Genomic DNA, 26,309 nt, shown 5'->3' with positions numbered 1-26,309 from the left:
CGCGATCTCTGGCTACGGTTCCGTAACCTACGGCTTCGTAAGTATGGCAGGGCTCGGCGCCGGGGCAAGAGGCCGTGGCCAACCGCGCGTCGTGCGGAGACCTATGCTGGGGGCGTCGGACAGCGCGGTCCGCCACCCCTCCAGACGTGCTCGGAAACACCGCAAGGAGCCGCACCTGTGAGCAGTGCCGACAACACCAACGCCGCCCTGCGCGCCGACATCCGCCGCCTCGGGGATCTTCTGGGCGAAACGCTGGTCCGCCAGGAGGGTGACGAGCTTCTCAACCTCGTCGAACGCGTGCGCGCCCTGACCCGTACGGACGGCGAGTCCGCCGCCGAGCTCCTGAGCGCCACCGACCCGGAGACCGCCGCCAAGCTCGTGCGGGCCTTCTCCACCTACTTCCATCTGGCCAACGTCACCGAGCAGGTGCACCGAGGCCGCGAGCTGCGCGCCCGCCGCGAGGCCGAGGGCTCGATCCTCGCCCGCACCGCCGACCAGCTCAAGGACGCCGACCCCGACCACCTGCGGGCCACCGTCGAGCACCTCGGGGTACGTCCGGTCTTCACCGCACACCCCACCGAGGCCGCCCGGCGCAGCGTCCTCAACAAGCTCCGTCGTATCGCCGAGCTCCTCGACGCCACCGACGCCGGCACCGGCGAGAAGCGCCGCACCGACCTCCGCCTGGCCGAGAACATCGACCTGCTCTGGCAGACCGACGAGCTGCGCGTGGCCCGCCCCGAGCCCACGGACGAGGCCCGCAACGCCATCTACTACCTCGACGAGCTCCACGCGAGCGCCGTCGGCGACGTCCTGGAGGACCTCGCCGCCGAGCTCGACCGGGCCGGCGTCGCCCTGCCCGCCACCACCCGCCCGCTCACCTTCGGCACCTGGATCGGCGGCGACCGCGACGGCAACCCCAACGTCACCCCCGACGTCACCTGGGACGTGCTGATACTGCAGCACGAGCACGGCATCACCGACGCCATCGAGCTCGTCGACGACCTGCGCGGCGCCCTCTCCAACTCCATCCGCAACAGCGGCGCCACCGAGGAGCTCCTCACCTCCCTGCAGCGCGACCTCGAGCTGCTCCCCGAGATCAGCCCCCGCTACAAGCGGCTGAACGCCGAGGAGCCCTACCGGCTCAAGGCCACCTGCGTCCGGCAGAAGCTCGTCAACACCCGCGAGCGCCTCGCCCGCAACACCCCCCACCAGGAGGGCCGCGACTACCTCGGCACCGGCGAGCTCCTCGCCGACCTCCAGCTCATCCAGGGCTCCCTGCGCGCCCACCGCGGCCGGCTCATCGCCGACGGTCGCCTCGAGCGCGCCATCCGCACCCTGGCCGCCTTCGGCCTCCACCTGGCCACCATGGACGTCCGCGAGCACGCCGACGCCCACCACCACGCCCTCGGCCAGCTCTTCGACCGCCTCGGCGAGGAGTCCTGGCGCTACGCCGACATGCCCCGCGACTACCGCCGCAAGCTGCTGGCCAAGGAGCTGCGCTCACGGCGCCCCCTCGCCCCCAGCCCGGCCCCCTCGACGCGGCCGGCGCCAAGACCCTCGGGGTCTTCCACACGGTGCACGAGGCGCTGCAGACGTTCGGCCCCGAGGTCGTCGAGTCGTACATCATCTCGATGTGCCAGGGCGCCGACGACGTCTTCGCCGCCGCCGTCCTGGCCCGCGAGGCCGGACTCGTCGACCTGCACGCCGGCTGGGCGAAGATCGGCATCGTGCCGCTGCTGGAGACCACCGACGAGCTCAAGGAAGCCGACCGCATCCTCGACGAGATGCTCGCCGACCCCTCCTACCGGCGCCTGGTGGCCCTGCGCGGCGACGTGCAGGAGGTCATGCTCGGCTATTCGGACTCCTCCAAGTTCGGCGGCATCACCACCTCCCAGTGGGAGATCCACCGCGCCCAGCGCCGGCTGCGCGACGTCGCCCACCGCTACGGCGTGCGCCTGCGCCTCTTCCACGGCCGCGGCGGCACCGTCGGCCGCGGCGGCGGCCCCACCCACGACGCGATCCTCGCCCAGCCCTGGGGCACCCTCGAGGGCGAGATCAAGGTGACCGAGCAGGGCGAGGTCATCTCCGACAAGTACCTCCTGCCGGCCCTCGCCCGGGAGAACCTCGAGCTGACCGTCGCCGCGACCCTGCAGGCCTCCGCCCTGCACACCGCGCCCCGCCAGTCCGACGAGGCCCTCGCCCGCTGGGACGCGGCCATGGACACCGTCTCCGACGCCGCCCACCGCGCCTACCGGCGCCTGGTCGAGGACCCGGACCTGCCGGCCTACTTCTTCGCCTCCACCCCCGTCGACCAGCTCGCCGAGCTGCACCTGGGCTCCCGCCCCTCCCGCCGCCCCGACTCCGGCGCCGGCCTCGACGGGCTGCGCGCCATCCCGTGGGTCTTCGGCTGGACCCAGTCCCGGCAGATCGTCCCCGGCTGGTTCGGCGTCGGCTCCGGCCTCAAGGCCGCCCGCGAGGCCGGCCTGGACACCGTCCTGGACGAGATGCACGACCACTGGCACTTCTTCCAGAACTTCCTGTCCAACGTCGAGATGACGCTGGCCAAGACGGACCTGCGGGTGGCACAGCACTACGTGGACACGCTGGTGCCGGACGAGCTGAAGCCCGTCTTCGACGTGATCAAGGCCGAGCACGAGCTGACCGTGCGGGAGGTGCTGCGCATCACGGGCGAGGACGAGCTGCTGGCCGCGAGCCCCGTACTGCGCCAGACGTTCCACATCCGCGACGCCTACCTCGACCCCATCTCGTACCTGCAGGTCACCCTCCTCGACCGGCAGCGCCGGGCCGCCGAACGCGGCGAGAGCCCCGACCCGCTCCTCGCCCGGGCCCTGCTGCTGACCGTCAACGGCGTCGCCGCCGGCCTGCGCAACACCGGCTGACCCGGCGGACCCCCGGACACACCGGTGCCCCCCTCGCCGTATGGCGAGGGGGGCACCGGCATCCGGAGTGAGGAGTCGCCCGGGTCAGGAGTTGTACGTGCCCTGCGCGCGCTCCAGACCGTCCACGATCAGCGTCTCCACCGCGTCCGCCGCCCGGTCCACCTCGAACGCCAGCTCCTTGCGCTCGGTGGAGGAGAAGTCCTTCAGCACGAAGTCCGCGACCTGCATACGGCCCGGCGGGCGGCCGATGCCGAACCGCACCCGGCAGTAGTCCGGCCCCATCGTCTTCGTGATCGACTTCAGGCCGTTGTGGCCGTTGTCGCCACCGCCCAGCTTCAGCCGCAGCTGCCCGAAGTCGATGTCCAGCTCGTCGTGCACGGCGACGATCCGCTCCACCGGCACCTTGTAGAAGTCCCGCAGCGCGGCCGTCGGGCCACCCGACAGATTCATGAACGACATCGGCTTGGCGACCACCACCCGGCGGCTCGACGGACCCGGCGCGCCCAGCCGGCCCTCGACCACCTGCGCCCGCGCCTTGTGCGCCTTGAACTTCGCCCCCAGCCGCTCGGCGAGCAGGTCGGCGACCATGAAGCCGACGTTGTGGCGGTTGCCGGCGTACTCCCCGCCGGGGTTGCCCAGGCCCACGATCAGCCAGGGACTCGAGTCGTCCGTCATCTGCATGTCTCCTTCATAGCCAACCGCCGCCCCGCTCCGGTGGAGCGGGACGGCGGTCGAAGAGAAAAATCCCGCGAGCCCGAGGATCAGGCCTTGACGACCAGCAGGTCGACGTGCTCGAGGAAGCCCTTCAGCGGGTCGCGCTGGACCTGCTTGGGGACGACGCGCTCGGTGCGGCCCTCGATGTCCAGGGTCAGCTCGACGCCGGCGTTCTTGAGCGCCATCATCAGCTCGTGGCCCGGCAGGGAGACGTGGACCGGCTCGGCGCCGTGGCCGTAGACGACGGCGGGAACCTGGTCGGCGCGGCGGATACGGCGGGCGGCGCCCTTGCCGAAGTCGGTGCGGACGGCGGCGGTGAGCTGGATCTCAGCCATGGTGCACTCCTCGTGAGCAGTGGTGGTGGACGGTTACCCGGCCCACGAAAGGCCTGCTACGAAGAGCGCGTCGATAACGGACCGCCGGCACCGTGAAAACGGTGCGGCCTCCCTCGCCGAGCAACTCGAGGAGTCTACCCGGCGGGGGAGGCCGTCCAGAAATCGATCAGTGAAAGATCGTTACTCCGCTCAGCCCAGCTCGTCGAAGAGGCTGGTGACCGAGCCGTCCTCGAACACCTCGCGCACCGCGCGGGCGATCGTCGGCGCGATGGAGAGCACCGTGATCTTGTCGAGCTCGAGCTCGTTCGGGGTCGGCAGCGTGTTGGTGAAGACGAACTCGCTCACCTTCGAGTTCTTCAGACGGTCCGCGGCCGGACCCGAGAGCACACCGTGCGTCGCCGTGACGATGACGTCCGCCGCGCCATGGGCGAACAGCGCGTCGGCGGCGGCGCAGATCGTGCCACCGGTGTCGATCATGTCGTCGACGAGCACGCAGACGCGGCCCTTGACGTCACCGACGACCTCGTGGACGGTGACCTGGTTCGCCACGTCCTTGTCGCGCCGCTTGTGCACGATCGCCAGCGGCGCGCCCAGACGGTCGCACCAGCGGTCGGCCACCCGCACACGGCCGGCGTCGGGGGAGACGACGGTCAGCTTGTCGCGGTCGACCTTGGCGCCGACGTAGTCGGCGAGGATCGGCAGCGCGAACAGGTGGTCCACCGGGCCGTCGAAGAAGCCCTGGATCTGGTCGGTGTGGAGGTCGACCGTCAGGATGCGGTCGGCACCGGCCGTCTTCATCAGGTCCGCGATCAGGCGGGCGGAGATGGGCTCGCGACCGCGGTGCTTCTTGTCCTGACGGGCGTAGCCGTAGAAGGGGAGGATCACGGTGATGCTCCGGGCGGAGGCCCGCTTCAGAGCATCGATCATGATCAGCTGCTCCATGACCCACTTGTTGATCGGAGCAGTGTGGCTCTGCATCAGGAAGCAGTCGGCGCCACGAGCCGACTCCTGGAAGCGAACGTAGATCTCGCCGTTGGCGAAGTCGAATGCCTTGGTCGGGACGAGAGAGACGCCCAGCTGGTGCGCGACCTCCTCGGCAAGCTCGGGGTGGGCGCGGCCGGAGAAGAGCATCAGCTTCTTCTCGCCGGTCGTCTTGAACCCGGTCACAGCACATTCTCCTTGGATGTCGCTTTGTGTGCGCTTATCACGGTACGCCCCGCACGGCGTGCCGGTGTCACGGTCACTGCTCGCCGTCGGTCTCCCGGCGAGCTGCGGAAGCGGCCTGAGCGGCTGCGCTTCCCGGGCGCTTACGGGCCACCCAACCCTCGATATTCCGCTGCTGGCCACGTGCGACAGCGAGCGAACCCGGGGGCACATCCTTGGTGATGACGGAGCCGGCGGCGGTGTACGCGCCGTCCCCGATCGTGACCGGAGCCACAAACATGTTGTCCGATCCGGTGCGGCAGTGCGAGCCGATCGTCGTGTGGTGCTTGTTGACACCGTCGTAGTTCACGAAGACGCTCGCCGCGCCGATGTTGCTGTACTCGCCGATCGTGGCGTCACCCACGTACGACAGGTGCGGCACCTTCGTGCCCTCACCGATCTCGGCGTTCTTCATCTCGACGTAGGCGCCGGCCTTCGACTTCGCGCCCAGGCGCGTGCCCGGCCGCAGGTAGGCGAACGGGCCCACGGTGGCGCTCTCGCCGATCACGGCCGAGTCCGCCACGGTGTTGTCCACGCGGGCGCCCGCTCCGACGGTGGTGTCCGTCAGCCTGGTGTTCGGGCCCACCTCGGCGCCGGTCGCCACGTGGGTGGCGCCCAGCAGCTGGGTGCCCGGCTGCACCAGCGCGTCCGGCTCGAACGTCACCGTCACGTCCACCCAGGTCGTCGCCGGGTCCACCACCGTCACACCGCTCATCATCGCGGCGTGCAGCAGTCGGTCGTTGAGCAGCCGGCGGGCTTCCGCCAGCTGGACCCGGTTGTTGATGCCCAGGATCTCCCGGTGGTCGGCGGCCACGGCCGCGCCCACCCGGTGACCCGCCTCGCGCAGGATCCCCAGTACGTCGGTGAGGTACTCCTCGCCCTGGCTGTTGTCCGTACGCACCTTGCCCAGCGCGTCCGCCAGCAGCTGGGCGTCGAACGCGAACACCCCGGAGTTGATCTCGCGGATCGCGCGCTGCGCGTCCGTGGCGTCCTTGTGCTCGACGATCGCGGTCACCGCGCCCGTCGCCTCGTCCCGCACGATGCGCCCGTAGCCGGTGGAGTCCGGCACCTCGGCGGTGAGCACGGTCACGGCGTTGCCGTCGGCGGCGTGGGTGTCCGACAGGCGCCGCAGGGTCTCCCCGGTCAGCAGCGGGGTGTCGCCGCAGACGACGACCACGGTGCCGTCGAGGACGATGCCGTTGCCGGACAGCTCCTCCAGGCCCATGCGCACGGCGTGGCCGGTGCCGTTCTGCTCGTACTGCACGGCGGTGCGGACGTCCGGGTCGATCTCGGCCAGGTGCGCCGAGACCTGCTCGCGGGCGTGCCCGACGATGACGACGAGGTGCTGGGGGTCCAGCTCCCGGGCGGCGGCCACGACGTGCCCGACGAGGGAGCGGCCGCTGATCGCGTGCAGGACCTTGGGGGTCGCCGACTTCATGCGGGTGCCCTCACCCGCTGCGAGGACGACGACGGCTGCCGGGCGGTTGGCGCTCACGGGTGTGCCCTTCGGCTTCGAGGGGGTGGACACCCGCAGGATACCGGGGCGTAAGAGGGGGGAAACGCGCGCGGGTCCTGACCTGCGAGGTCAGGACCCGATATTCGAACTTTGAGCTCCCCCGCCAGGACTCGAACCTGGAAAGACGGCACCAAAAACCGTAGTGTTGCCAATTACACCACAGGGGATGGCAAAGATTGCCAAACCGGACAGATCGTCTAGATCGCCGAGCTGGCCCCCACCACTATGCCGTACCACCAGCCCTCAATGCGACGGTACGGCTCGGCGCTTCTCGGCACGCCGGCGACGAGGCGGCCGCGAGAGCCGCGGCCCCTGTTCCCGCGCCCCCTTTCCGGGACCTCGTCCGGCGCGTCGCATGCCGCCGGATGCCGTGGCACGCCCCGGAAATCCGGTGGCGCCCGCCCGTAGTCTGGGTGGTATGACCACAACGGGGGCAATCGCGGAGGCGGGCGCGCGAGGCGCGCCCGTCGGGCCGTGGTGGTGGGTGCGCCGGCGGAGCCTGGTGCTGGATGCGGTGCTGGCCGTGGTGTCGGCCCTGGAGTGCGCGCTGGAAGGGGTGAGCTTCGCCCAGGAGGCGGGGCTGCCGGGGGTGCTCGGGGGCTGGTCGGGCTGCCGGCGGGGCCACGCTGCTGTTGCGGCGGCGGTGGCCGGTCGCGGTGGTGCTGGTGTCGATAGCGATCCTGCCCGCCGAGATGGGCGTGCTGCTGGGCATCGTGTCGATGTACACGCTGGCGGCCTCCGAGGTGCCGCGGCGGATCATCGCGGTGCTGGCCGGGGCGTCCCTGGTGGGGACGCTGATCGTGACCTTCGCGCGGTTCCACCGGGACATGGCCCAGGACGGTTACCAGCCGGGTTACTGGCTGACGTTGGTGTTCTCACTGGTGATGGCGCTGGGGCTGACGGCGCCGCCGGTGCTGCTGGGGCTGTATGTGGGGGCCAGACGCCGGCTGGTGGAGAGCCTGCGGGAGCGCGCGGACGGGCTGGAGCGGGAGCTGTCGCTGCTGGCGGAGCGGGCCGAGGAACGCGCGGTGTGGGCCCGCAACGAGGAGCGGACGCGGATCGCGCGCGAGATGCACGACGTGGTGGCGCACCGGGTTTCGCTGATGGTGGTGCACGCGGCGGCGCTGCAGGCGGTGGCGCTCAAGGACCCGGAGAAGGCGTCGCGGAACGCGGCGCTGGTCGGGGACATGGGCCGGCAGGCGCTGACGGAGCTGCGCGAGATGCTGGGCGTGCTGCGTTCGGGTTCGGACGGGGCGGCGCGGCCGCAGGGCGCGGTGGACTCGGAGCGGCTGGCCGCGGTGGCCACGGCGGCGTCGGCCCGGGTGCGGGTCGCGGCGGGTGCCGCGGCCGGCGACGCGGGGGACGCCGGGGACGGCGGGCCGTGCCTGGACGGGCTGGAGGACCTGGTCGGGCAGTCGCGGGACGCCGGCATGGCCGTGGAGCTGTCGGTGATGGGGGACGAGCGCGCGTACGCGCCGCGGGTGGAGCAGACGGCGTACCGGGTGGTGCAGGAGGCGCTGACGAACGTCCACAAGCACGCTCCGGGCGCCAAGGCGCTGGTGCGGCTGGCGCACCGGGAGGCCGAGGTGGCGCTGCAGGTGGAGAACGGCCCCTCGGACGCCGGCGCCGACGCCGGCCCGGGGCTGCCGAGCGGCGGGAACGGGCTGGTCGGGATGCGGGAGCGGGTGGTCGCGCTCGGCGGTGTGTTCGTGTCGGGCCCGACGGACGCGGGGGGCTTCCGGGTCTCCGCGGTGATACCGGACACTCCCTAGCCGGGCGGGGCCGGCCGGGGTCTAGGCGGGGCCGGGGGCGGTGAGGCGGGAGGGCCGGGTTCCGGTGACCAGGGCGCCGATGGCGTGGTCGATGTCGGAACCGAGGTACCAGTCCCCGGTGTGGTCCAGGCTGTAGACGCGGCCGTGCGCGTCGATGGCGAGGAGGGCCTGGCCGTCCATCTCCTGGCCGAGGGGGCACATCTCGGTGCCCAGCGCGCGGCCGAGGTCGGCGACGGTACGGGCGAGGTGGAGGCCGTGCAGGGGGTCGATGTGGAACGGCGTGGGGCGATGTGCCGGCCCGGTCCGGGCGGGGTGATGTGGAGCCCGCCGAACTCGGCCCAGGCCTCGACGGCGGCGGGGAAGACGGTGTGCCGGTGGCCTGCGGGGCTGGTGTGGGCGCGCAGGGCGTCGGCCCAGCGTTCGGCGGCCTTGATGTCCCAGCGGCCGGGTTGCCAGCCGGCCTCGCGCAGGGCGGCGTCGACGGCGACGGGGAAACGGGTGGCGGCGGTGCGGTCGAATGCGCGCATCGGTGGTCGTCAGTTCCTGCCGTGGGACGGGGCGCCGGGGTCGACGGGCCGTACGCCGAAGTGGTCGAGGAGGGCCGTACAGGAGCGGCAGGGCGGGGCGTACGCGCCGTGGCGGGGTCGCCGTCCTCGCGGATGTGGCGGGCGGTCAGTTTGGATCCCTTGAGGGCGCGGCGGGCGTCGCCGTGGGTGAGGGGTTTGCGGGCGGCGCGTTTGCTGCGGGCGGGTTCGTGGGCGGTCAGGTAGCGGGTGAGGAGGACGGCTTCGGGGCAGCGGCCGGTGAAGCGTTCGCGCCGTTCGATGGTGAGGGTGTCCAGGAAGTCCTGGACGAGGGGATGCAGTCTGGGGGGCTGGCCGGACTTGCCGGCGGTGCAGGTGAGCGTCTCGCCGCGGACGGACAGGGCGGCGGCGACGGTCGGCAGGATGCCGTCGCGGCGGCGCAGCAGGGCGGGCGGCCGGTCGGCCTCGTCGGCGGAGCTCCAGGTGAGCCGGGGGTCGCCGGGTGTGCCGCTGTCGGTGTGCCGGTCCTGAGTGGTGTGCATGACGCTTCTTCCCTCCCGTGCAATCCCCCTGTTGCGGGGATCAGACTGCCAAATGGGGTGGCCACTGTGAAAGCCAGGTCTGTTTTGCGTGGTGCTCCTGCGGTGAATGATCACTGTGGGGTTACGAGTTGTCGCGGGGCGGCGCGTGACAGGGCAGGGGCTGGTGGGGGTTCGTACGCATCTGCAAGCGTGTGCACGGGCTGTGCGGAGGCGGGGCCGGGCGGCGGCCGGGACCCTCGCCCGCGACACCGCATAGGCTGTCGCCCACGAGTGTTCCCGGCGTCCGCCGCATGTCCGGGTCTTCAGTAGTCCTGTAGGAGACACAGTCAGCAGGGGGCTTCCGCCATGACGACAGGTCGGCTCGGGCAGCAAGCCGCGCCACCGAACGCGGCCTATGCCGGGCAGGTCGTGCACTTCCCGGACCCGGTCCGGCGCGGCCGTTATCCCAAGGGCGTGCGCGTGGACGACCGGGGTTTCCCGGACTTCTCGCCGTACGCCCGGGCGGCCGCGGAGATCGCGGAGCCGCCGGAGGGCTTCGGCGTCGACGAGCTGCGGCTGACCGACTACGTGTCGGCCAACGCGGCCCAGCACGCGGCCGGCCACGAGCTGTGGGCGAGCCTGTCGCCGGTGGCGACGCCGCACGGCTGGACCTGGCACCACGTCGCGGGGACGCGCCGGCTGGAGCTGGTCCCGGCCGAGGTGAAGGCGCTGCTGCGGCACCACGGCGGCCTGGCGACCGCCGCCGTCGACCAGGACAAGCGCGGCACGCGCCCGCTGCAGGAGACCCGTCCGGTGCACTTCGCGCTGCCGCACCGGGACCTGCCGGTGACGGAGGAGCAGGTGCAGGGCGTCGAGGAGGACCTCGGCTACCGCCTGCCGGGCGCCTACCGCGCGTTCCTGAAGGCGGCCGGCGGCTGCGCTCCGGTGGGCGCCGCGCTGGACGCGGACCTGGGGCTGCTGCTCGACCAGCCGTTCTTCACGGTGCGCGACGACGCCGCGGTCAACGACCTCGTCTACATCAACAAGTGCCTGCGCGACCACTTCACCAAGGACTATCTGGGCGTGGCCTTCGTGCAGGGCGGCGTCCTGGCGGTGAAGGTCAAGGGCGAGGCGATCGGCTCGGTGTGGTTCTGCCCCTACGACGACGCCCGGGACCGTGACGGCTGGGCCGTGCAGGAGCGGGTGGAGCGGCTGCTGCTGCCCTGCGGCGAGGACTTCGACGCGTTCCTGTCGCGTCTGGCGGGTGGACCGCCGGAGCTGGAGACGGTGGCCAACCTGATGGTGGACGGCGGTTTCGCGTACGCCGTCCCGGTGGAGGAGTGAGCGGCGCCATGGTGACATTCGCGCAGGCGCAGGAGCGAGCGGAGCGCTGGGTCAACGGAGACGTGCCGGCCTATCTCCAGCGTGAGGTGTGCGTAAGGGAGTTCGACCTGGGCTTCGTGGTCTGGGCCGAGGACCGCGAGGACGGCCCGACGGGCGACGGCGGCCGGCTGCGGCTGGTCATCGCGCGCGACAGCGGCGAGACCACGCTGTGGCCCGCCCTGCCGGTCGGCGAGGTGATCCGGCGGTACGAGGAGGAGTACGGGGCGGTGGAGGAACCGGTGAACGAGACGCCGGAGCCGCCGAAGCGGGTGGACCTGAACGCGACGTCGTTCCTGCTGAGCCCGCCGGAGTGGCTGCAGGAGGCGGCGGACGCGATGGGCATCCCGGACCGGCGGTCCTCGTCCGGGTCCTCGTCGTCCGGGTCCTCGTCCGGCTCTTCCCCGGCCGAGGCCCCGGCGGATGCCGCCGCGGCGTCCGGTGCGGACGACGCGGCTGCCGGTCCGGCGGCTGCGCCTGAGCCCGAGCCTGTGCTTGTGCCCGAGCCCGCGCCGGTTTCCGAGGTGTCGGAGCGGGAGGCGTCCGCCGTCGCGACCGACGCGGACCACGCGGAATCGTCGGACGATCCGGCCGGCACGCCTGACGACGTGCTGGAAGCCGGGGCGCCCGCCGACGCGGTGGTCCCGGACCCGCAGGAGCCTGCCGATATGTTCGCCAAGCCGTCTGCCGACGTGTCGGCCGACGCACCGGCGAGCCCGGAAGCCGCGCAGGCCCCGGTGGAGTGGCCCTCGGGCGGTGACGCGTCGGAGGCGCCGGCCGGTGCCGAGCCGTGGGCGGGTGCCGACGTGTCCGGGGACGACGGCGACGACCACGTGGTGGGGCTGCCCGCCACGGTTCTGACGCCCGCGCTGTCGGGCGTGGACGTCGACGACACCCCGCCGCCGAGCGTCCGGCCGGAGGCGAAGACGGCGCTGATGCCGCAGGGCAGCGCCCTGCCGCGCACGACGATCGCCCCGGCGGTCGGCGGCCCGGCCGCTCCGGCGACCCCGCCCGTGGCCCCCGCCGCTCCGGTCGCTCCTGCGACGCCTGCCGCTCCCGCCGCACCGAACGCCGTACCGAACGCCGCTCCGGCCGCCGCGCCCGGCGCTCCGGCCGGTGGGTACGTACGGACGCAGATGGTCGCGCAGCTGGACGAGTCGGGTCAGCCCGTCATGGCCGCCCCGGCGGCTCCCGCGACCCCGCAGGCGCCCCCGCGCCGCCCGCGACCGGTGGCGCGCACGCCGCGGCCACCATGCTGGCGAGCCCCGGCGGTCCCGTGCCGCCCGGCGCACCCGCGGCTCCGGGCCGGCCTCCGGCCGCCCCGCACGCCCCGCATGCCCCTCAGGCCCCGGGCGTACCCGGTGTCCCGGCCGCGCCGCAGGGCGCCCGCCCCGTGCACGCGGCGGCGACGATGCTCGCGAGCCCCGGCGGCCCGGGTGCCCCGCAGGCCCCCGGCGTGCCCGCCGCACCCCAGGTCCCGCAGCCGCCGCAGGCCCCGGCACCCGCGTACGGCTACCCCCAGGCCCCCACGGGCCTGCCCACCGTGGGGCCCGGCTACATGGCCGTGCTGCGCTACCGCGCCCACGACGGGTCCGAGCAGCAGATCATCCGCCGCAGCGCGCCCGGCACCCCGCACCCCGAGTGGCAGATCCTGCACGAGCTGCGGGCGATGAACGTGCCGCCGCAGCAGGTGCTGGAGCTGCACACCGAGCTGGAGTCGTGCGACCTGCCCGGCGGCTACTGCGCGCGGATGATCCGCGAGACGTGGCCGCAGGTGAGGATCAGTCACACGGCCGCCTACGGGCGCGACCACGCCACCCGCCAGCAGGGTGTGCGTCACCTCGTGGAGCACCAGGGCGAGCTGCACCAGGTGGCGGACGGGCCCGCGCGGCCCGCGCCGAACCGGGTGCCGCTGCCGCACCCGCAGCAGATCCAGATGGCGCCGCCGGTGGGGCCGGACGTGATCGGGCGGGAGCTCGCCGAGGCCTTCGGGCCGCAGGTGTTCCGCTTCGACCAGCGGGCCGTCTCCCGTCAGGGCGTGCCGGACATCGTCGCGCAGACGCTGGTCTGGGCGGGGCTTCCCGCCGACTTCGGACCGTTCTTCTGGGGCCAGGCCCAGCCCGGCCGCCCGGTGCCGACGCTGGCGGAGCTCGCGGCCGAGCGCGGGGTGCGGGCGGCGGCGGACGCCGGTTCGTACCTCGTCATGGGCAGCGACTACGGCCGTCAGCTGTGCGTCCAGTACGGGACGGCCCACATCGTGGCCGTGCCGATGGAGTCGCCCGACGGTCAGCCGGCGCCGCCGCAGTTCGTCAACACGAGCCTTCCTCAGTTCGTGCGCTCTTTGGCGCTGCTCGGCAAGATGTGGCGGTGGCGCTACGGGCTGACGCCGGAGCAGGCCGGGCGCTGGACCGTGGACTTTCAGGACCAGCTGGCCGCGCTGGACCCGGCGGCGCTGTCGTCGCCGGAGAACTGGTGGGCGGTGCTGCTGGAGCAGATGTGGGACGGTCTCTTCTAGCGGCCGGCCGAGACGTGCGCGGACGGCGCGGGGCGCCCACCCCGGGACGGGGGGCGGGCACCCCGCGCCGCGGAGTGTCGCGGCAAGGGCACTTCGCTCGTACGGGAATGATGTACGCCGGACCTGTCGCATACCGGATTTCCGGATATAAGGGGCTACAAGGATGAGTTCATCGCTGTCTCCTGACGGTTTCGCTGTCGTACGAGGCCGCGGTTACCGGCCTGAGCAGGTCGACCGCACGCTGGCGGAGTTCGCCCGTCAGCGCGACTCCGCCTGGGAGCGGGCGGCGCGGCTGACCGTCCTCGCCCGCGAGATGGAGGACGAGGTCCGGCGCCTGGAGCAGGTCGTCGCGAAGATGCCTCCGCAGACGTACGAGTCCCTCGGCCCGCGCGCCCAGGGCCTGGTGACGACGGCCGAACTGGAGGCCGCGGGCCTGCGGGAGCGTGCGGAGGCCGAGGCGGCGGAGGTGCAGGAGAGCTCCCAGGCCCACGCCCGGAGCCTGCGCGACGCGGCGCACGAGTACGCCGTGGCGGTACGGGCGGAGGCGGAGGAGTGGGCGCGGCAGGCGCTGCTCGCCGCGGAGACCGTCGCCGACGACGTGTGCACGACCGTGACCCAGGAGGTCACGAAGCGCCGTGAGGAGTCGCTGGCGGCGCTGACGGAGATGCGGCAGCGCACGACGCACGTCCTGGCCGAGCAGGAGAAGGAGCACACCGAGCGCTGGGACGCGGCGGGCCGTGAGATCGCCGAGCGCGAGGCGGCGATGGACGCGCGCGTGGCGGCGCTCGAGGAGTACGCGCGTACGGCGCTGGGCGACGCGCGCCGCCGGTACGCCGACACCGAGGAGGCGGCGCGGCACGGGCAGGAGGACGCCGAGGCGCAGGCTGCCGCGGTGATCGCGCAGGCCCGGGTGCGGGAGGAGCGGATCGCGCGGGACACCGAGCGGGTGCTGCGCGAGCACGAGGAGCGGCGCGAGGAGCTGAAGTCGCACATGGCGCATGTGCGGCACAGCCTGGCGGCGCTGACGGGCAAGCCGGTGGTCGAGGACGCGGGCGCCGCGGACTGACCCGGCTGATCCGGAAGCCGCCGGGAGACACGTGGTCCCGCCCGCCGGGGGCGGGCGGGACGTCCGTGACCTACTGGGCCGGCGTGGGCGTGCCCGCCGGCTTCGACGGCTCGGGCTTCTCCGGCGCGGGGGCCGCGACGGTCAGCTCCAGCACGAGGACCGTTCCGTCGCCGGTGGCCAGGCGCAGGGTGTAGGTGCCGGTCCGCTCGTCGGTGAACAGCTCCGGCAGCGTGACCAGACCGTCCTTGTCCGTCTTGGGCAGGGCGAGCGTGCGGGTGGGCTTGCCGTCCTTGTCCTTGAAGTAGGGGCCGGCCTTCGTGAGGGGCTTGCCGTCGGCGTCGAGCACGGTGGCCGTGATCGCGGTGTCGGACACCGGCTTGTCCTTGCCGAGCGCCTTGACCTGGATCTTCTGCGTGAACGTGGCCTTCGGCGCGGCCTTGAGGTCTCCCTCGCCGACGCGCTGGAGCTTGTCGGCACGCGGCGCGGGGGCGTTCTTGACGGTCGCGTCGAAGTCGACGGGGGCGACGTCGCGGCCCACGACGGTGGCGCGGACGGTGAACTGCCCGGGCCAGTCGCCGGCGTGGAGCGTCGGCGCGGTGGCGGTGCCGTCCGCCTTGGCGCGGACGGTGGCCTCCTTGGTCTTGCCGGGGAAGCGGGCCTCGGTGCTGCCGATGATCTCGAAGCGGACGCGGGTGCCGTCCGGGGCGGCCTTTCCGGCGCCGGTCAGGGCCCGTACGCGCGGCTGCGCGGTGAAGTCCTCGCCCGCCGTGGCCTCCAGCTTGCGCTCGCTCACCCGGTCGAGGCGGGTGACCGGGGCGGGCGCGGGCGGGGTGGGCTTGTCGGTGCCGCCACCGCCGGGCTTCTCGCCGCCGCCACCGGGCTTCTCGGGAGCCGGCTTGTCGCTGCCGCCGTTGTTACCGGTGCTGCCGCCCGGCTTGTGGGGCGTGGTGGAACCGCCGCCGGGGGTGGCGGGCGGGGACGGGGGACGACGGGGACGAGGGGGCGGGCTGGGTGCCCGAGGGGGAGGGCGGCAGGCCGGGGCCGTCCGGCATCACGCCGACCTGGCCGTCGGAGTACTTCCGCATCCAGGCGAGGACCGCGTTCACGTACTCGCGGGAGTTGTTGTAGCTCAGCACCGCCTTGTCGAGGTCGGCGGCGCGGGTCATGTCCTTGTTGCCGGAGCACAGGTAGCGCGCTGTCGCGGCGGCGGCGTCGAAGATGTTGTTGGGGTCCTGGACGCCGTCGTTGTTGCCGTCGGCGCCGAAGTCGGTCCACGTGGAGGGGATGAACTGGGTCGGGCCGACGGCCCGGTCGTAGAGCTTGTCGCCGTCCCAGCGGCCGCCGTCGGTGTCGGTGATCTTCGCGAACTCGCCGCCCGTCAGCCGGGGGCCCAGGATCGGTCTCTCCGTCGTCCCGTCCGCGTTCAGCCGGCCGCCCATGGCCGCGTGCTGCGACTCCACCTTGCCGATGCCCGCGACGAGCTGCCAGGGGATGTGGCAGCTCGGGTACTTCTCCTTGGCGATGGCCTCGGCGTTCTTGTAGGCGGCCAGCGCGGTCGCCGGGATGCCGGAGTTCTCGCCGCCGGACGGCAGCGCGGACTCGCCGGGCTTGCCCGTGGCGCCGGGCTTCGGACGGAGGTCGGGGAGGGTGAGGTTGGGGGTGCCGTGCGGGCGGCTCTGCGGGCTGTCGTTGCCGGGGGAGGGGTCGCCGTCGGCGGCGTTGTGCGGAGTGGCTCCGACGGCGGCCGTGGTAAGGCTGGCGACGAGCAGAGCAGCGCACAGTCCCTGACGGGAGACGCTGGCAGCGCGTGTACCACGTATCTTCACGGAGACTGCTTCCTCGGGAGACCGGCGGCCGTTCCCAGCAGGGGGTCGCACGTCAGCCCCCCACGGCCATAGACCCGAACACTAATTCTCTCCGGCCCCAATTGTCTTGTCAGGGGACCGGCTTCACGGTTTCTTCGCCGTTCGTTACCCCTCAAGGGTCGGTTTCTCCATCGATGTACGTACCCGACCCTGAGAAGTCATCGTGCTGAGGGAGGTCTTCCCCTAGGGGACGCTCCTTACGTTCTCCTCCTCGCGGTTCGTACCGCAGCAGGACGAGTGGCCGGAAAGCAGCGTCTAGATTCATGGGGGCGGCCGGGGGGCGCCGGGTGGGGCTGGCCCCACCCCCAGAACACGGACGAGCACCATCGCGTCCGCCACCAGGTCTGCCACAGGCTTGGACCCGTTCCCGCCACTGAGGCGGACCTCGCACGATCACTAGGAGAAAACCCACCGTGACAACGGCTGTATCGATTCCCAGGACCGGGGGCAGTGGAGGGCATGCGGCCGTCGCGGCGAGGGCCCGTCAGGTCCTGAAGGCGTACGGGTCCGGGGAGACCCGCGTCGTCGCGCTCGACCACGTGGACGTGGACATCGCCCGTGGGCAGTTCACGGCCATCATGGGCCCCTCCGGCTCCGGCAAGTCGACCCTGATGCACTGCCTGGCCGGCCTCGACAGCGTCTCCTCGGGGCAGATATTCATCGACGAGACCGAGATCACCGGGCTCAAGGACAAGCACCTGACCCGGCTGCGCCGGGACCGCATCGGCTTCATCTTCCAGGCGTTCAACCTGCTGCCGACGCTCAACGCCCTGGAGAACATCACGCTCCCCATGGACATCGCCGGCCGCAAGCCCGACAAGCAGTGGCTGGACCAGGTCGTGGAGACCGTGGGCCTGGCCGGGCGTCTGAAGCACCGCCCCAACCAGCTCTCCGGCGGCCAGCAGCAGCGCGTGGCCGTCGCCCGCGCCCTGGCCGCCCGCCCCGAGATCATCTTCGGTGACGAGCCGACCGGAAACCTGGACTCGCGGGCCGGCGCCGAGGTGCTCGGCTTCCTGCGGCGCTCGGTGGACGAACTGGGGCAGACCATCGTCATGGTGACGCATGACGCGGTCGCCGCCTCCTACGCGGACCGCGTGCTCTACCTCGCGGACGGCCGGATCGTCGACGAGATGCACTCCCCGACCGCCGAGGCCGTCTTCGAGCGGATGAAGAACTTCGACGCCCGGGGCCGGGTGTCGTGACCGTTCTCAAGACCTCGTTGCGCAACTTCCTCGCGCACAAGGGCCGCATGGCGCTGTCCGCCACCGCGGTCCTGCTGTCGGTGGCGTTCGTCTGCGGCACGCTCGTCTTCACCGACACCATGAACGCCACGTTCGACAAGCTCTTCGCCAACGTCGCGTCGGACGTCTCCGTCGGCCCGAAGGAGAACGACGACGCGCAGCAGACCGGCAGGCCGGCGACGGTTCCGGCCTCGCTGCGGGAGAAGCTCGCCAGGATCGACGGCGTCGCCAAGGTCGAGCCGTCGGCCGACAGCCGGCAACTGACCGTCGTCGACGGCAGGAAGAAGAGCCTCAGCCCCACCTCCGGCGCGCCCACCGTGGGCGCCAACTGGGACGAGGGTGCGAAGAAGTCCGTCGAGATCACCAGCGGCCACGAGCCGCACGGCCCGGCCGAGGTCGTCCTCGACTCCGACACCGCCGACAAGCACGGCGTGAAGACGGGCGACACCCTCCGGGTGATCGCCGCCCCAGGCGACTTCACCGTCAAGGTCGTCGGCATCGCCACGTACAAGACCACCAACCCCGGCGCGGCCGTCTTCTACTTCGACACCCCGACCGCCCAGGCCAAGCTCCTCGGCAGCACCGACGAGTTCAGCGGCTACGGGCTGACCGCCGCCTCCGGTGTCAGCGACGAGCAGCTCAAGGAGCGGGTCTCCGCCGCGCTCGGCTCCTCCGCCGGCGACTACGCCCTGCGGACCGCCGCCGAGAGCAAGGAGGAGAACAAGAAGGACATCGGCTCCTTCCTGGACGTCATGAAGTACGCGTTGCTCGGCTTCGCCGGCATCGCCGTCCTCGTGGGCATCTTCCTCATCGTCAACACCTTCTCCATGCTGGTCGCCCAGCGCACCCGTGAGATCGGCCTGATGCGGGCCATCGGCTCCAGCCGCCGGCAGATCCTGCGCTCGGTGCTGGTGGAGGCCGTGCTGCTCGGCGTCGTCGGCTCGGTGCTGGGCATCGGCGGCGGCGTGGCACTGGCCGTCGGGCTGATGGAGCTCATGGGCTCCATGGGCATGAAGCTCGACACCTCCGAGCTGACCATCAAGGCCGCGACGCCGATCGTGGGCCTGGCCATCGGCGTGCTCGTCACCGTGCTCGCCGCCTTCCTGCCGGCCTTCAAGGCCACCAAGATCTCCCCGATGGCCGCCCTGCGCGACGCGGGCACCCCGGCCGACGGCAAGGCCGGCAAGGTGCGCGCCGCCATCGGCCTGGTGCTGACCGCCGCGGGCGGGCTGGCGCTGGCCGCCGCCGCCCGGTCCGACGACGCCGCGGCGGGCTCGGGGATGCTCGGGCTCGGCGTCTTCCTCACGCTCGTCGGCTTCGTGGTCGTCGGCCCGCTGCTCGCCGGGTTCGTCGTCCGCGTGATCAGCGCGGTCGTGCTGCGGGTCTTCGGGCCCGTCGGCCGGCTCGCCGAGCGCAACGCGCTGCGCAACCCGCGCCGCACGGGCGCCACGGCCTCGGCGCTGATGATCGGCCTCGCGCTGGTCGCCGCCCTGTCGGTGGTGGGCTCCTCCATGGTCGCCTCGGCCACCGAGCAGCTCGACAAGTCGGTGGGCGCGGACTTCATCGTCCAGTCCGAGAACCAGCAGCCGCTGAGCCCGGCCGTGGTCAAGGCGCTCAAGTCCGCCGGTCACGTCGAGCACGTCACGGAATACACGGTCGTCAACGCGAAGATCACCACCCCGGACGGCAGGAGCGGCACCCAGCGGCTGTCCGCGGTGACGCCCACCTACGCCGACGACGTGCGCGCCGAGACGGTCGAGGGCGATCTCAAGGACGCCTACGCCAAGGACGCCATGTCCGTGCCGGAGGGCTTCGCCAAGGACCACGGCGTCAAGCTCGGCGACCGGCTGACGGTCGCCATGGTCGACGGCCGGACGGCCAAGCTGACGGTCAAGGCCGTCACCTCGGACGACACCAGCATCGACAAGGGCGCGATGTACACCGACATCGCCACCGCGCGCAGCTACCTCCCGGCCGGGAAGATGCCGCTGGACCTCATGGTCCTGGCCAAGGCCGCCGACGGGCAGACGAAGCAGGCCGCCGCCGCGCTCAAGGCGTCGGTCGAGGACTACCCGCAGGTCAAGGTCCGTGACCAGTCCGACTACAAGAAGCTCATCCAGGACCAGGTCGGCCAGCTGCTCAACATGATCTACGGCCTGCTGGCCCTTGCGATCATCGTCGCGGTCCTGGGCGTGGTGAACACGCTCGCCCTGTCGGTGGTCGAGCGCACCCGGGAGATCGGCCTGCTGCGGGCGATCGGCCTCTCGCGCCGCCAGATGCGCCGCATGATCCGCCTGGAATCGGTGGTCATCGCCCTCTTCGGCGCCCTGCTGGGCCTCGGCCTCGGCATGGCCTGGGGCACCACGGCCCAGAAGCTGCTGGCCCTCCAGGGCCTCGGCGTCCTGGACATCCCCTGGCCGACGATCATCGCGGTCTTCGTCGGCTCCGCGGTGGTGGGCCTGCTCGCCGCCCTGATCCCGGCGTTCCGGGCGGGCCGGATGAACGTCCTGAACGCCATCGCGACCGACTAGCGGGGCCGCCGCCCGAAGGCTCGGACGGCCCGGACGCGACACGGGGGTGCGCGTCCGGGCCGTCCGGCGTTTCCCGGGCCCGCCCCACGTGACCGACGGTGGCGAACGGAGCCCGCCCCGCTACGCACCGGCGGGCGTCAGCCCACCGTCGTAGTCTGGAGACCCCCGGCTCGGCCCGTACGGCACGCGCCGGGCCGTTCGCGTTGTCCACCCCCGGGACGGGAAAGCCTTCATGAGCCTGCACGGTCTGCTCGACGCCGTCGTCAATGATCCGGCGCTCGCCGAAGCGGTGAAGGCCGCGGGCGACGGCGATCGGCCGCACATCGACCTCGTGGGGCCGGCCGCCGCACGGCCCTTCGCCGTCGCCGCGCTCGCGCGCGACGCCAAGCGGCCCGTGCTCGCCGTGACCGCCACCGGCCGGGAGGCGGAGGACCTGGCCGCCGCCCTGCGCTCCCTGCTGCCCGCCGACCGCGTCGTCGAGTACCCCTCCTGGGAGACGCTGCCGCACGAGCGGCTCTCCCCGCGCTCGGACACCGTCGGCCGCCGCCTGGCCGTGCTGCGCCGGCTGGCGCACCCCAGCACGGACGACCCCGCGGCGGGCCCGGTCAGCGTCGTCGTCGCGCCCGTACGGTCCGTGCTGCAGCCCCAGGTCAAGGGCCTGGGCGACCTGGAGCCGGTGAGCCTGCGCAGCGGGCGGAGCGCGGACCTCGGCGAGGTCACCGAGGCGCTGGCCGCGGCCGCCTACGCCCGGGTCGAACTGGTCGAGAAGCGCGGCGAGTTCGCGGTGCGCGGCGGCATTCTCGACGTCTTCCCGCCGACCGAGGAACACCCGCTGCGGGTCGAGTTCTGGGGCGACGACGTCGAGGAGATCCGCTACTTCAAGGTGGCCGACCAGCGGTCGCTGGAGATCGCCGAGCACGGCCTGTGGGCGCCGCCGTGCCGTGAGCTGCTGCTGACCGACGCGGTCCGGGAGCGGGCCGCGGCGCTGGCCGAGGAGCACCCCGAGCTCGGCGAGCTGCTCGGGAAGATCGCCGAGGGCATCGCGGTGGAGGGCATGGAGTCCCTCGCCCCGGTCCTGGTGGACGACATGGAGCTGCTGCTGGACGTGCTGCCGGCCGGGGCGATGGCCGTGGTCTGCGACCCGGAGCGGGTCCGTACCCGGGCCGCCGACCTGGTGGCGACCTCGCAGGAGTTCCTGCAGGCGTCCTGGGCCGCCACGGCCGGCGGCGGCGAGGCGCCCATCGACGTGGACGCCGCCTCCCTGCGGGGCATCGCCGACGTCCGCGACCGCGCCCGCGAGCTGGGCATGATGTGGTGGTCCATCAGCCCCTTCGCGGCGGACGAGGAGACGGACGGCGACACCCTCAAGCTCGGCATGCACGCCCCGGAGACGTACCGCGGCGACACCGCCCGCGCGCTGGCCGACACCAAGGGCTGGGTCTCCGGCGGCTGGCGCACGGTCTTCCTCACCGAGGGCCACGGCCCGGCCGCCCGTACCGTCGAGGTGCTCGGCGGCGAGGGCATCCCGGCCCGCCTCGACGCGGACCTGGCGGAGCTGTCCCCGTCCCTCGTGCACGTCTCGTGCGCCGGGATCGACACCGGCTTCGTCGACCCGGGCCTGAGGATCGCCGTGCTGACGGAGGCCGACCTGACCGGTCAGAAGTCCGCCAGCAAGGACCTGGGCCGGATGCCGGTGCGCCGCCGCAAGACCATCGACCCGCTGACCCTGCAGGCCGGCGACTACATCGTCCACGAGCAGCACGGCGTCGGCCGCTACCTCGAGATGATCCAGCGCACGGTCCAGGGCGCCACCCGCGAGTACCTCCTCGTCGAGTACGCGCCCGCCAAGCGCGGCCAGCCCGGCGACCGCCTCTACATCCCCACCGACCAGCTCGAGCAGGTCACCAAGTACGTCGGCGGCGAGGCGCCCACCCTGCACCGGCTCGGCGGCGCGGACTGGACGAAGACCAAGGCGCGCGCCAAGAAGGCCGTCAAGGAGATCGCCGCCGACCTGATCAAGCTCTACTCCGCCCGCATGGCCGCCCCCGGCCATGTCTTCGGCCCCGACACCCCCTGGCAGCGGGAGCTGGAGGACGCCTTCCCCTACGCGGAGACGCCCGACCAGCTCACCACCATCGCCGAGGTCAAGGAGGACATGGAGAAGTCCGTCCCCATGGACCGCCTGGTGTGCGGCGACGTCGGCTACGGCAAGACGGAGATCGCGGTCCGCGCGGCCTTCAAGGCGGTGCAGGACGGCAAGCAGGTGGCGGTGCTGGTGCCCACCACGCTGCTGGTGCAGCAGCACTTCGGTACGTTCTCCGAGCGGTACTCGCAGTTCCCGGTCGTGGTGAAGGCCCTGTCGCGCTTCCAGACGGACGCCGAGGCGAAGGCCGTCCTGGAGGGGCTGCGCGAGGGCTCGGTCGACGTCGTCATCGGCACCCACCGCCTCTTCTCCTCCGAGACGAAGTTCAAGGACCTGGGCCTGGTCATCGTCGACGAGGAGCAGCGCTTCGGCGTCGAGCACAAGGAGCAGCTGAAGAAGCTGCGCGCCAACGTGGACGTGCTGACGATGTCGGCCACGCCCATTCCGCGCACCCTGGAGATGGCGGTGACCGGCATCCGCGAGATGTCGACGATCACCACCCCGCCGGAGGAGCGGCACCCGGTGCTGACCTTCGTGGGCCCCTACGAGCAGAAGCAGATCGGCGCGGCCATCCGCCGCGAGCTGCTGCGCGAGGGCCAGGTCTTCTACATCCACAACCGGGTCGAGTCCATCGACCGGGCGGCCGCCAAGCTGCGCGAGATCGTGCCCGAGGCGCGCATCGCCACGGCGCACGGCCAGATGTCGGAGTCGGCCCTGGAGCAGGTCGTGGTCGACTTCTGGGAGAAGAAGTTCGACGTGCTGGTCTCGACGACGATCGTCGAGTCCGGCATCGACATCTCCAACGCCAACACCCTGATCGTCGAGCGCGGCGACAACTTCGGCCTCTCCCAGCTGCACCAGCTGCGCGGCCGCGTGGGCCGCAGCCGCGAGCGCGGCTACGCCTACTTCCTCTACCCGCCGGAGAAGCCGCTGACCGAGACCGCCCACGAGCGGCTGGCCACCATCGCCCAGCACACGGAGATGGGCGCGGGCATGTACGTGGCGATGAAGGACCTGGAGATCCGCGGCGCGGGCAATCTGCTGGGCGGCGAGCAGTCCGGGCACATCGCGGGCGTCGGCTTCGACCTCTACATCCGCATGGTGGGCGAGGCGGTGGCGGACTACCGGGCCTCGCTGGAGGGCGGCGTGGAGGAGGAGCCGCCGCTCGAGGTCAAGATCGAGCTGCCGGTCGACGCGCACGTCCCGCACGACTACGCCCCCGGCGAGCGGCTGCGCCTGCAGGCCTACCGCGCCATCGCCTCGGCGACCAGCGAGGAAGACATCAAGGCCGTCCGCGAGGAGCTCACCGACCGCTACGGCAAGCTGCCCGAGCCGGTGGAGAACCTCCTGCTGGTGGCCGGCCTGCGGATGCTCGCCCGCTCCTGCGGGGTCTCCGACATCACGCTGCAGGGCGCCAACGTGCGCTTCGGCCCGGTGGACCTGCGCGAGTCGCAGGAGCTGCGGCTCAAGCGGCTCCACCCGCGTACGGTCATGAAGCCGGCCACCCAGCAGATCCTGGTGCCGCGCCCGGCGACCCGCCCCATCGGCGGCAAGCCGCTGGTCGGCCGGGAGCTGCTGGCGTGGACGGGCGAGTTCCTGACCACGATCCTGGGCTGAGCCACCTCCCTCCCGGGGGCCGGCGGCGGCTAGGCCGTGCGCTGGAGCACGACGATGCCGCCGTCGCCGCCCAGGAGGGCGTAGCGGGCGCCGGGGTGCATCCGCTGCGCGTCGGCGACGAGGTCCTGCGGGCTCCTGCCGTCGGCGACGCGCAGGGCGACGTAGTCGGGGTCGATGCCGCGGGTGTCGCCTATCCAGAAGACCCGGCAGCGGCTGACGAGCCGGCTTATCGGGGCGACGTCGGCCTCGACGGTGGCGTCGTCGGGGATGCGGGCGAGGAGGCGTTCGGCGTCCTTGACGCTCTGCGGCACGCGGTAGGTGTCGGGCTGGGTGAGGCTGTAGACGGGCAGCGAGGCGCTCAGCGCGAGGGCGGCGGCGACCACGGCGGCCGGCAGCTGGTGGGCGTAGCGGCGCAGCCAGGGGCGCCGGCTGTGCCGGGCGGTGGCGAGCGCGTCGGTGAGAGCGATGAGGACGACGGGCATGAGGACCGCGCTGTAGTGCCAGTCGGTGCCCCAGTAGTGCTCCTCGTGGGAGGCGAACCGCCAGCCGAGGGTGGGCAGGGCGACGATCAGCACCGGTGAGCGCAGGGCCAGCAGGCCGGTGGTGGGCAGCAGCACCCACAGCAGGGTGCGGACGGCGGTCTCGGCCGGGATGACGGGGGCGGGCCCGTCCCCGCCGCCGATCTTGTTCCAGTAGTCGTAGGAGCCGCCGCTGTTGAAGCCGGGGATGATCAGGCCGAGGGCGATCGCGGTGGCGGCGAACCCGAAGACGACCAGCGCGGCGGCGAGCGCCGTGGCCCCCTTCTCGCGGCGGCCCCCGCGCAGGCGGATCAGCATCAGCACGCCGATGGCGGCGACCGTGACCCCGAGGTCCTCCTTGACCAGCACCAGCGGAGCCGCCCACAGCGCGGCGGCGCGCCAGCGGCGGGTCACCACGGCCTCCAGCGAGAAGGCCAGCAGCGGCATGGCGAAGGCGATCTCGTGGAAGTCGAAGTCGACCGCCCGCTGCACTCCCCACGACAGCCCGTAGGCGACGCCGATCGCGAGGCCGCGGCCCCGGCCGAGGAGGCGGGCGGCGAGGCGGGTGACGGGCACGGCGGACAGGGCGAACAGCGCGGCCTGGACGACGAGCAGCGTCACCGGGCCGGGGAAGAGCCGGTAGAACGGAGCTATCAGCGCGGTGACGGGGCTGAAGTGGTCGCCGAGGATGTTGGTGCCGGGCCCCTTGAGGTCGGCCATGGGCGCCCGGAGCCGGGAGTAGGCCTGTATCGCCTGCTCGAAGATGCCCAGGTCCCAGGACATGGTGAGCATCCGCAGATGGCGGCTGAGGGACAGCGCGGTATAGAGGACGAACAGGACGCCGCCCACCCAGTACGGGTCGAGCCCCGGCGCACGCAGGCGCGAGCGGCGGGTGGGCCTCTCGGGCGTGGCCTCGTCCGTGCCGCGGCCGGGAGCCGGAGCGGCGGCGGTGGCCGAGTCCATGATCGGTGTCCTCCGGTGTGGTGCGGGTCCGCGGCCCCTGTCGGGCCGGCGAGACGAACGATATGCGGAGGCCGGTGCGGGTTCGGCCTCCCCTTCGAAGACGAGCGGCCGGACCGTCCGGTTCAGCCGCTTTTCTTCCCGCCCGGCGCGTCGGCCGGTCTTGCAGTATGCGGCGTCGCCGGGCCGTGGCCGGCGGTCGGCACGGTGGCCGGCCCGGGGAGCGAGTGGGCCACGTGCCCCGACATCCGCGGGCTCGTTGGCCGAATCAGTGGCCCGGGTCACGTCGAGTGCCTAACATCGATCACCGCCCCGCCCCTGTTTGTTCGTGATCTCTGCCGGGAGGCTTCATGATCCGCCGCAGGACAGCGCTCTCCGTATCCGCCGCCGCTCTGCTCGCCGCGGCCCCGCTGCTCACCGCGTGCGGGTCGGCACCGCACCCGGGGGCCGCGGCCGTCGTGGGCAAGGACCGCATCACCGTCTCCCAGCTGCAGCGGGAGGTCGAGGACGTGCGCGAGGCGCAGCGCTCCTCGCCGCAGGGCCCGCAGCTGCTGGCCGCCGGCGCCCGGCTCGGCCAGGACACCCTCGTCCGCCTGGTGCAGTACCGGATCGTGGAGCGGGCCGGGCAGGACAACGGCGTGGACGTCACCCGCCGGGAGCTGCAGGAACGCCGCCAGCAGGTCGAGCGGATGCTCGGCGGCCCCGAGGCGGTCGAGGGCCGCTTCCTCGCGGTCGGCATCGCCCCCGGCCAGGTCGACCAGGAGCTGCGGACCGGTCTGGTCCGCTCCAAGCTGGAGCGCAAGCTGGGCCAGGCCCGCACCAACGAGGTCCTGAGGCGGACCTCCGACGCCCTGCGGGTGGACGTCAACCCCCGCTACGGCACCTGGGACTCCCGGCGCGGCACCGCCCGGTCCGCGCTCGAGCCCTGGCTGCGCCCGGCGGAGCCGCCCGCCCCGGGGCAGCCGGCGTGAGCTGCCGCCCGGCCTCT

General features: G+C 72.7%; 12 protein-coding genes, 1 tRNA gene and 6 pseudogenes. 9 read left to right on the top strand and 10 right to left on the bottom strand.

Annotated features, from left to right (window positions below; all coding sequences use genetic code 11):
* Positions 1-177: 177 nt before the first annotated feature.
* Positions 178-2,900: pseudogene (gene ppc / locus J1792_RS02885) on the top strand (phosphoenolpyruvate carboxylase).
* An 84-nt stretch (positions 2,901-2,984) separates the two neighbouring features.
* On the opposite strand, the gene pth reads toward ppc, so the two are convergent.
* From pth to J1792_RS02860, 5 genes and pseudogenes are all read right to left on the bottom strand, one after another.
* Positions 2,985-3,575 carry an aminoacyl-tRNA hydrolase gene (pth, locus tag J1792_RS02880; protein WP_086572757.1) on the bottom strand — a complete coding sequence of 197 codons (591 nt, stop codon included), beginning with the start codon at positions 3,573-3,575 and terminating at the stop codon, positions 2,985-2,987.
* Between the two features lie 92 nt (positions 3,576-3,667).
* Positions 3,668-3,949 (bottom strand): annotated as a pseudogene (locus J1792_RS02875) (50S ribosomal protein L25); the annotation flags it as partial.
* A 189-nt stretch (positions 3,950-4,138) separates the two neighbouring features.
* The gene (locus tag J1792_RS02870) at positions 4,139-5,116 is read right to left on the bottom strand and encodes a ribose-phosphate diphosphokinase (protein WP_086572754.1); all 978 of its coding nucleotides are present in this window, start codon (positions 5,114-5,116) and stop codon (positions 4,139-4,141) included.
* Positions 5,117-5,189: 73 nt separating this feature from the next.
* A complete protein-coding gene (gene glmU / locus J1792_RS02865) occupies positions 5,190-6,647 on the bottom strand; it encodes a bifunctional UDP-N-acetylglucosamine diphosphorylase/glucosamine-1-phosphate N-acetyltransferase GlmU (RefSeq protein WP_086572759.1) in 1,458 nt (485 codons plus the stop codon).
* A gap of 116 nt (positions 6,648-6,763) precedes the next feature.
* Positions 6,764-6,835: transfer RNA gene (locus J1792_RS02860), tRNA-Gln, on the bottom strand.
* A 251-nt stretch (positions 6,836-7,086) separates the two neighbouring features.
* Between J1792_RS02860 and J1792_RS02855 the strand changes: the two are divergent.
* A pseudogene (locus tag J1792_RS02855) lies at positions 7,087-8,440 on the top strand (sensor histidine kinase).
* A 21-nt stretch (positions 8,441-8,461) separates the two neighbouring features.
* Here J1792_RS02855 and J1792_RS02850 read toward each other — a convergent pair.
* A pseudogene (locus J1792_RS02850) lies at positions 8,462-8,967 on the bottom strand (SUKH-3 domain-containing protein).
* Between the two features lie 9 nt (positions 8,968-8,976).
* A pseudogene (locus tag J1792_RS02845) lies at positions 8,977-9,506 on the bottom strand (YwqJ-related putative deaminase).
* Between the two features lie 345 nt (positions 9,507-9,851).
* On the opposite strand from J1792_RS02845, the gene J1792_RS02840 reads away from it, so the two are divergent.
* From J1792_RS02840 to J1792_RS02830, 3 genes and pseudogenes are all read left to right on the top strand, one after another.
* Positions 9,852-10,829 (top strand): SMI1/KNR4 family protein, encoded by a 978-nt coding sequence (locus tag J1792_RS02840; protein ID WP_086574821.1) that lies wholly within the window; start codon positions 9,852-9,854, stop codon positions 10,827-10,829.
* Positions 10,830-10,837: 8 nt separating this feature from the next.
* A pseudogene (locus J1792_RS02835) lies at positions 10,838-13,380 on the top strand (SUKH-4 family immunity protein).
* A 163-nt stretch (positions 13,381-13,543) separates the two neighbouring features.
* Positions 13,544-14,446: a coiled-coil domain-containing protein gene (locus J1792_RS02830; protein WP_179199115.1), complete on the top strand. Its 903-nt coding sequence runs from the start codon at positions 13,544-13,546 to the stop codon at positions 14,444-14,446.
* Positions 14,447-14,516: 70 nt separating this feature from the next.
* Here J1792_RS02830 and J1792_RS02825 read toward each other — a convergent pair whose 3' ends face one another.
* Positions 14,517-15,239, bottom strand: coding sequence for a hypothetical protein (locus J1792_RS02825; protein WP_207246618.1), 723 nt, complete (start codon positions 15,237-15,239; stop codon positions 14,517-14,519).
* Positions 15,240-15,360: 121 nt separating this feature from the next.
* On the bottom strand, positions 15,361-16,272 hold the full coding sequence (locus J1792_RS35305) for a lytic transglycosylase domain-containing protein (RefSeq protein ID WP_207246617.1): 912 nt from the start codon (positions 16,270-16,272) through the stop codon (positions 15,361-15,363).
* A gap of 452 nt (positions 16,273-16,724) precedes the next feature.
* Between J1792_RS35305 and J1792_RS02815 the strand changes: the two genes are divergently transcribed.
* From J1792_RS02815 to mfd, 3 genes are all read left to right on the top strand, one after another.
* Positions 16,725-17,513, top strand: coding sequence for an ABC transporter ATP-binding protein (locus J1792_RS02815; RefSeq protein WP_086569964.1), 789 nt, complete (start codon positions 16,725-16,727; stop codon positions 17,511-17,513).
* Positions 17,510-20,083, top strand: coding sequence for an ABC transporter permease (locus J1792_RS02810; RefSeq protein WP_207246616.1), 2,574 nt, complete (start codon positions 17,510-17,512; stop codon positions 20,081-20,083). The genes J1792_RS02815 and J1792_RS02810 overlap by 4 nt, the downstream gene beginning before the upstream one ends.
* A 232-nt stretch (positions 20,084-20,315) precedes the next feature.
* Entirely contained in the window at positions 20,316-23,843 is a 3,528-nt protein-coding gene (mfd, locus tag J1792_RS02805) for a transcription-repair coupling factor (protein WP_207246615.1), read from the top strand.
* A gap of 29 nt (positions 23,844-23,872) precedes the next feature.
* Here mfd and J1792_RS02800 read toward each other — a convergent pair whose 3' ends face one another.
* Positions 23,873-25,324 (bottom strand): DUF2079 domain-containing protein, encoded by a 1,452-nt coding sequence (locus J1792_RS02800; protein WP_086569958.1) that lies wholly within the window; start codon positions 25,322-25,324, stop codon positions 23,873-23,875.
* 347 nt (positions 25,325-25,671) lie between these two features.
* Between J1792_RS02800 and J1792_RS02795 the strand changes: the two genes are divergently transcribed.
* The gene (locus tag J1792_RS02795; protein WP_086569956.1) at positions 25,672-26,292 is read left to right on the top strand and encodes a SurA N-terminal domain-containing protein; all 621 of its coding nucleotides are present in this window, start codon (positions 25,672-25,674) and stop codon (positions 26,290-26,292) included.
* Positions 26,293-26,309 lie beyond the last annotated feature (17 nt).

This window comes from Streptomyces triculaminicus, from assembly GCF_017349075.1.
In the GTDB taxonomy this organism is placed as follows: domain Bacteria; phylum Actinomycetota; class Actinomycetes; order Streptomycetales; family Streptomycetaceae; genus Streptomyces; species Streptomyces triculaminicus.
Note: the sequence above shows the minus strand (reverse complement) of the source record. Positions and strands in the feature narration are given on the sequence as shown.

Coding starts and splice junctions, on each gene's coding strand:
- J1792_RS02795 (WP_086569956.1), top strand. CDS start 25,672: ATGATCCGCCGCAGGACAGCGCTCTCCGTATCCGCCGCCGCTCTGCTC.
- J1792_RS02800 (WP_086569958.1), bottom strand. CDS start 25,324: ATGGACTCGGCCACCGCCGCCGCTCCGGCTCCCGGCCGCGGCACGGAC.
- J1792_RS02840 (WP_086574821.1), top strand. CDS start 9,852: ATGACGACAGGTCGGCTCGGGCAGCAAGCCGCGCCACCGAACGCGGCC.
- pth (WP_086572757.1), bottom strand. CDS start 3,575: ATGACGGACGACTCGAGTCCCTGGCTGATCGTGGGCCTGGGCAACCCC.
- mfd (WP_207246615.1), top strand. CDS start 20,316: ATGAGCCTGCACGGTCTGCTCGACGCCGTCGTCAATGATCCGGCGCTC.
- J1792_RS02830 (WP_179199115.1), top strand. CDS start 13,544: ATGAGTTCATCGCTGTCTCCTGACGGTTTCGCTGTCGTACGAGGCCGC.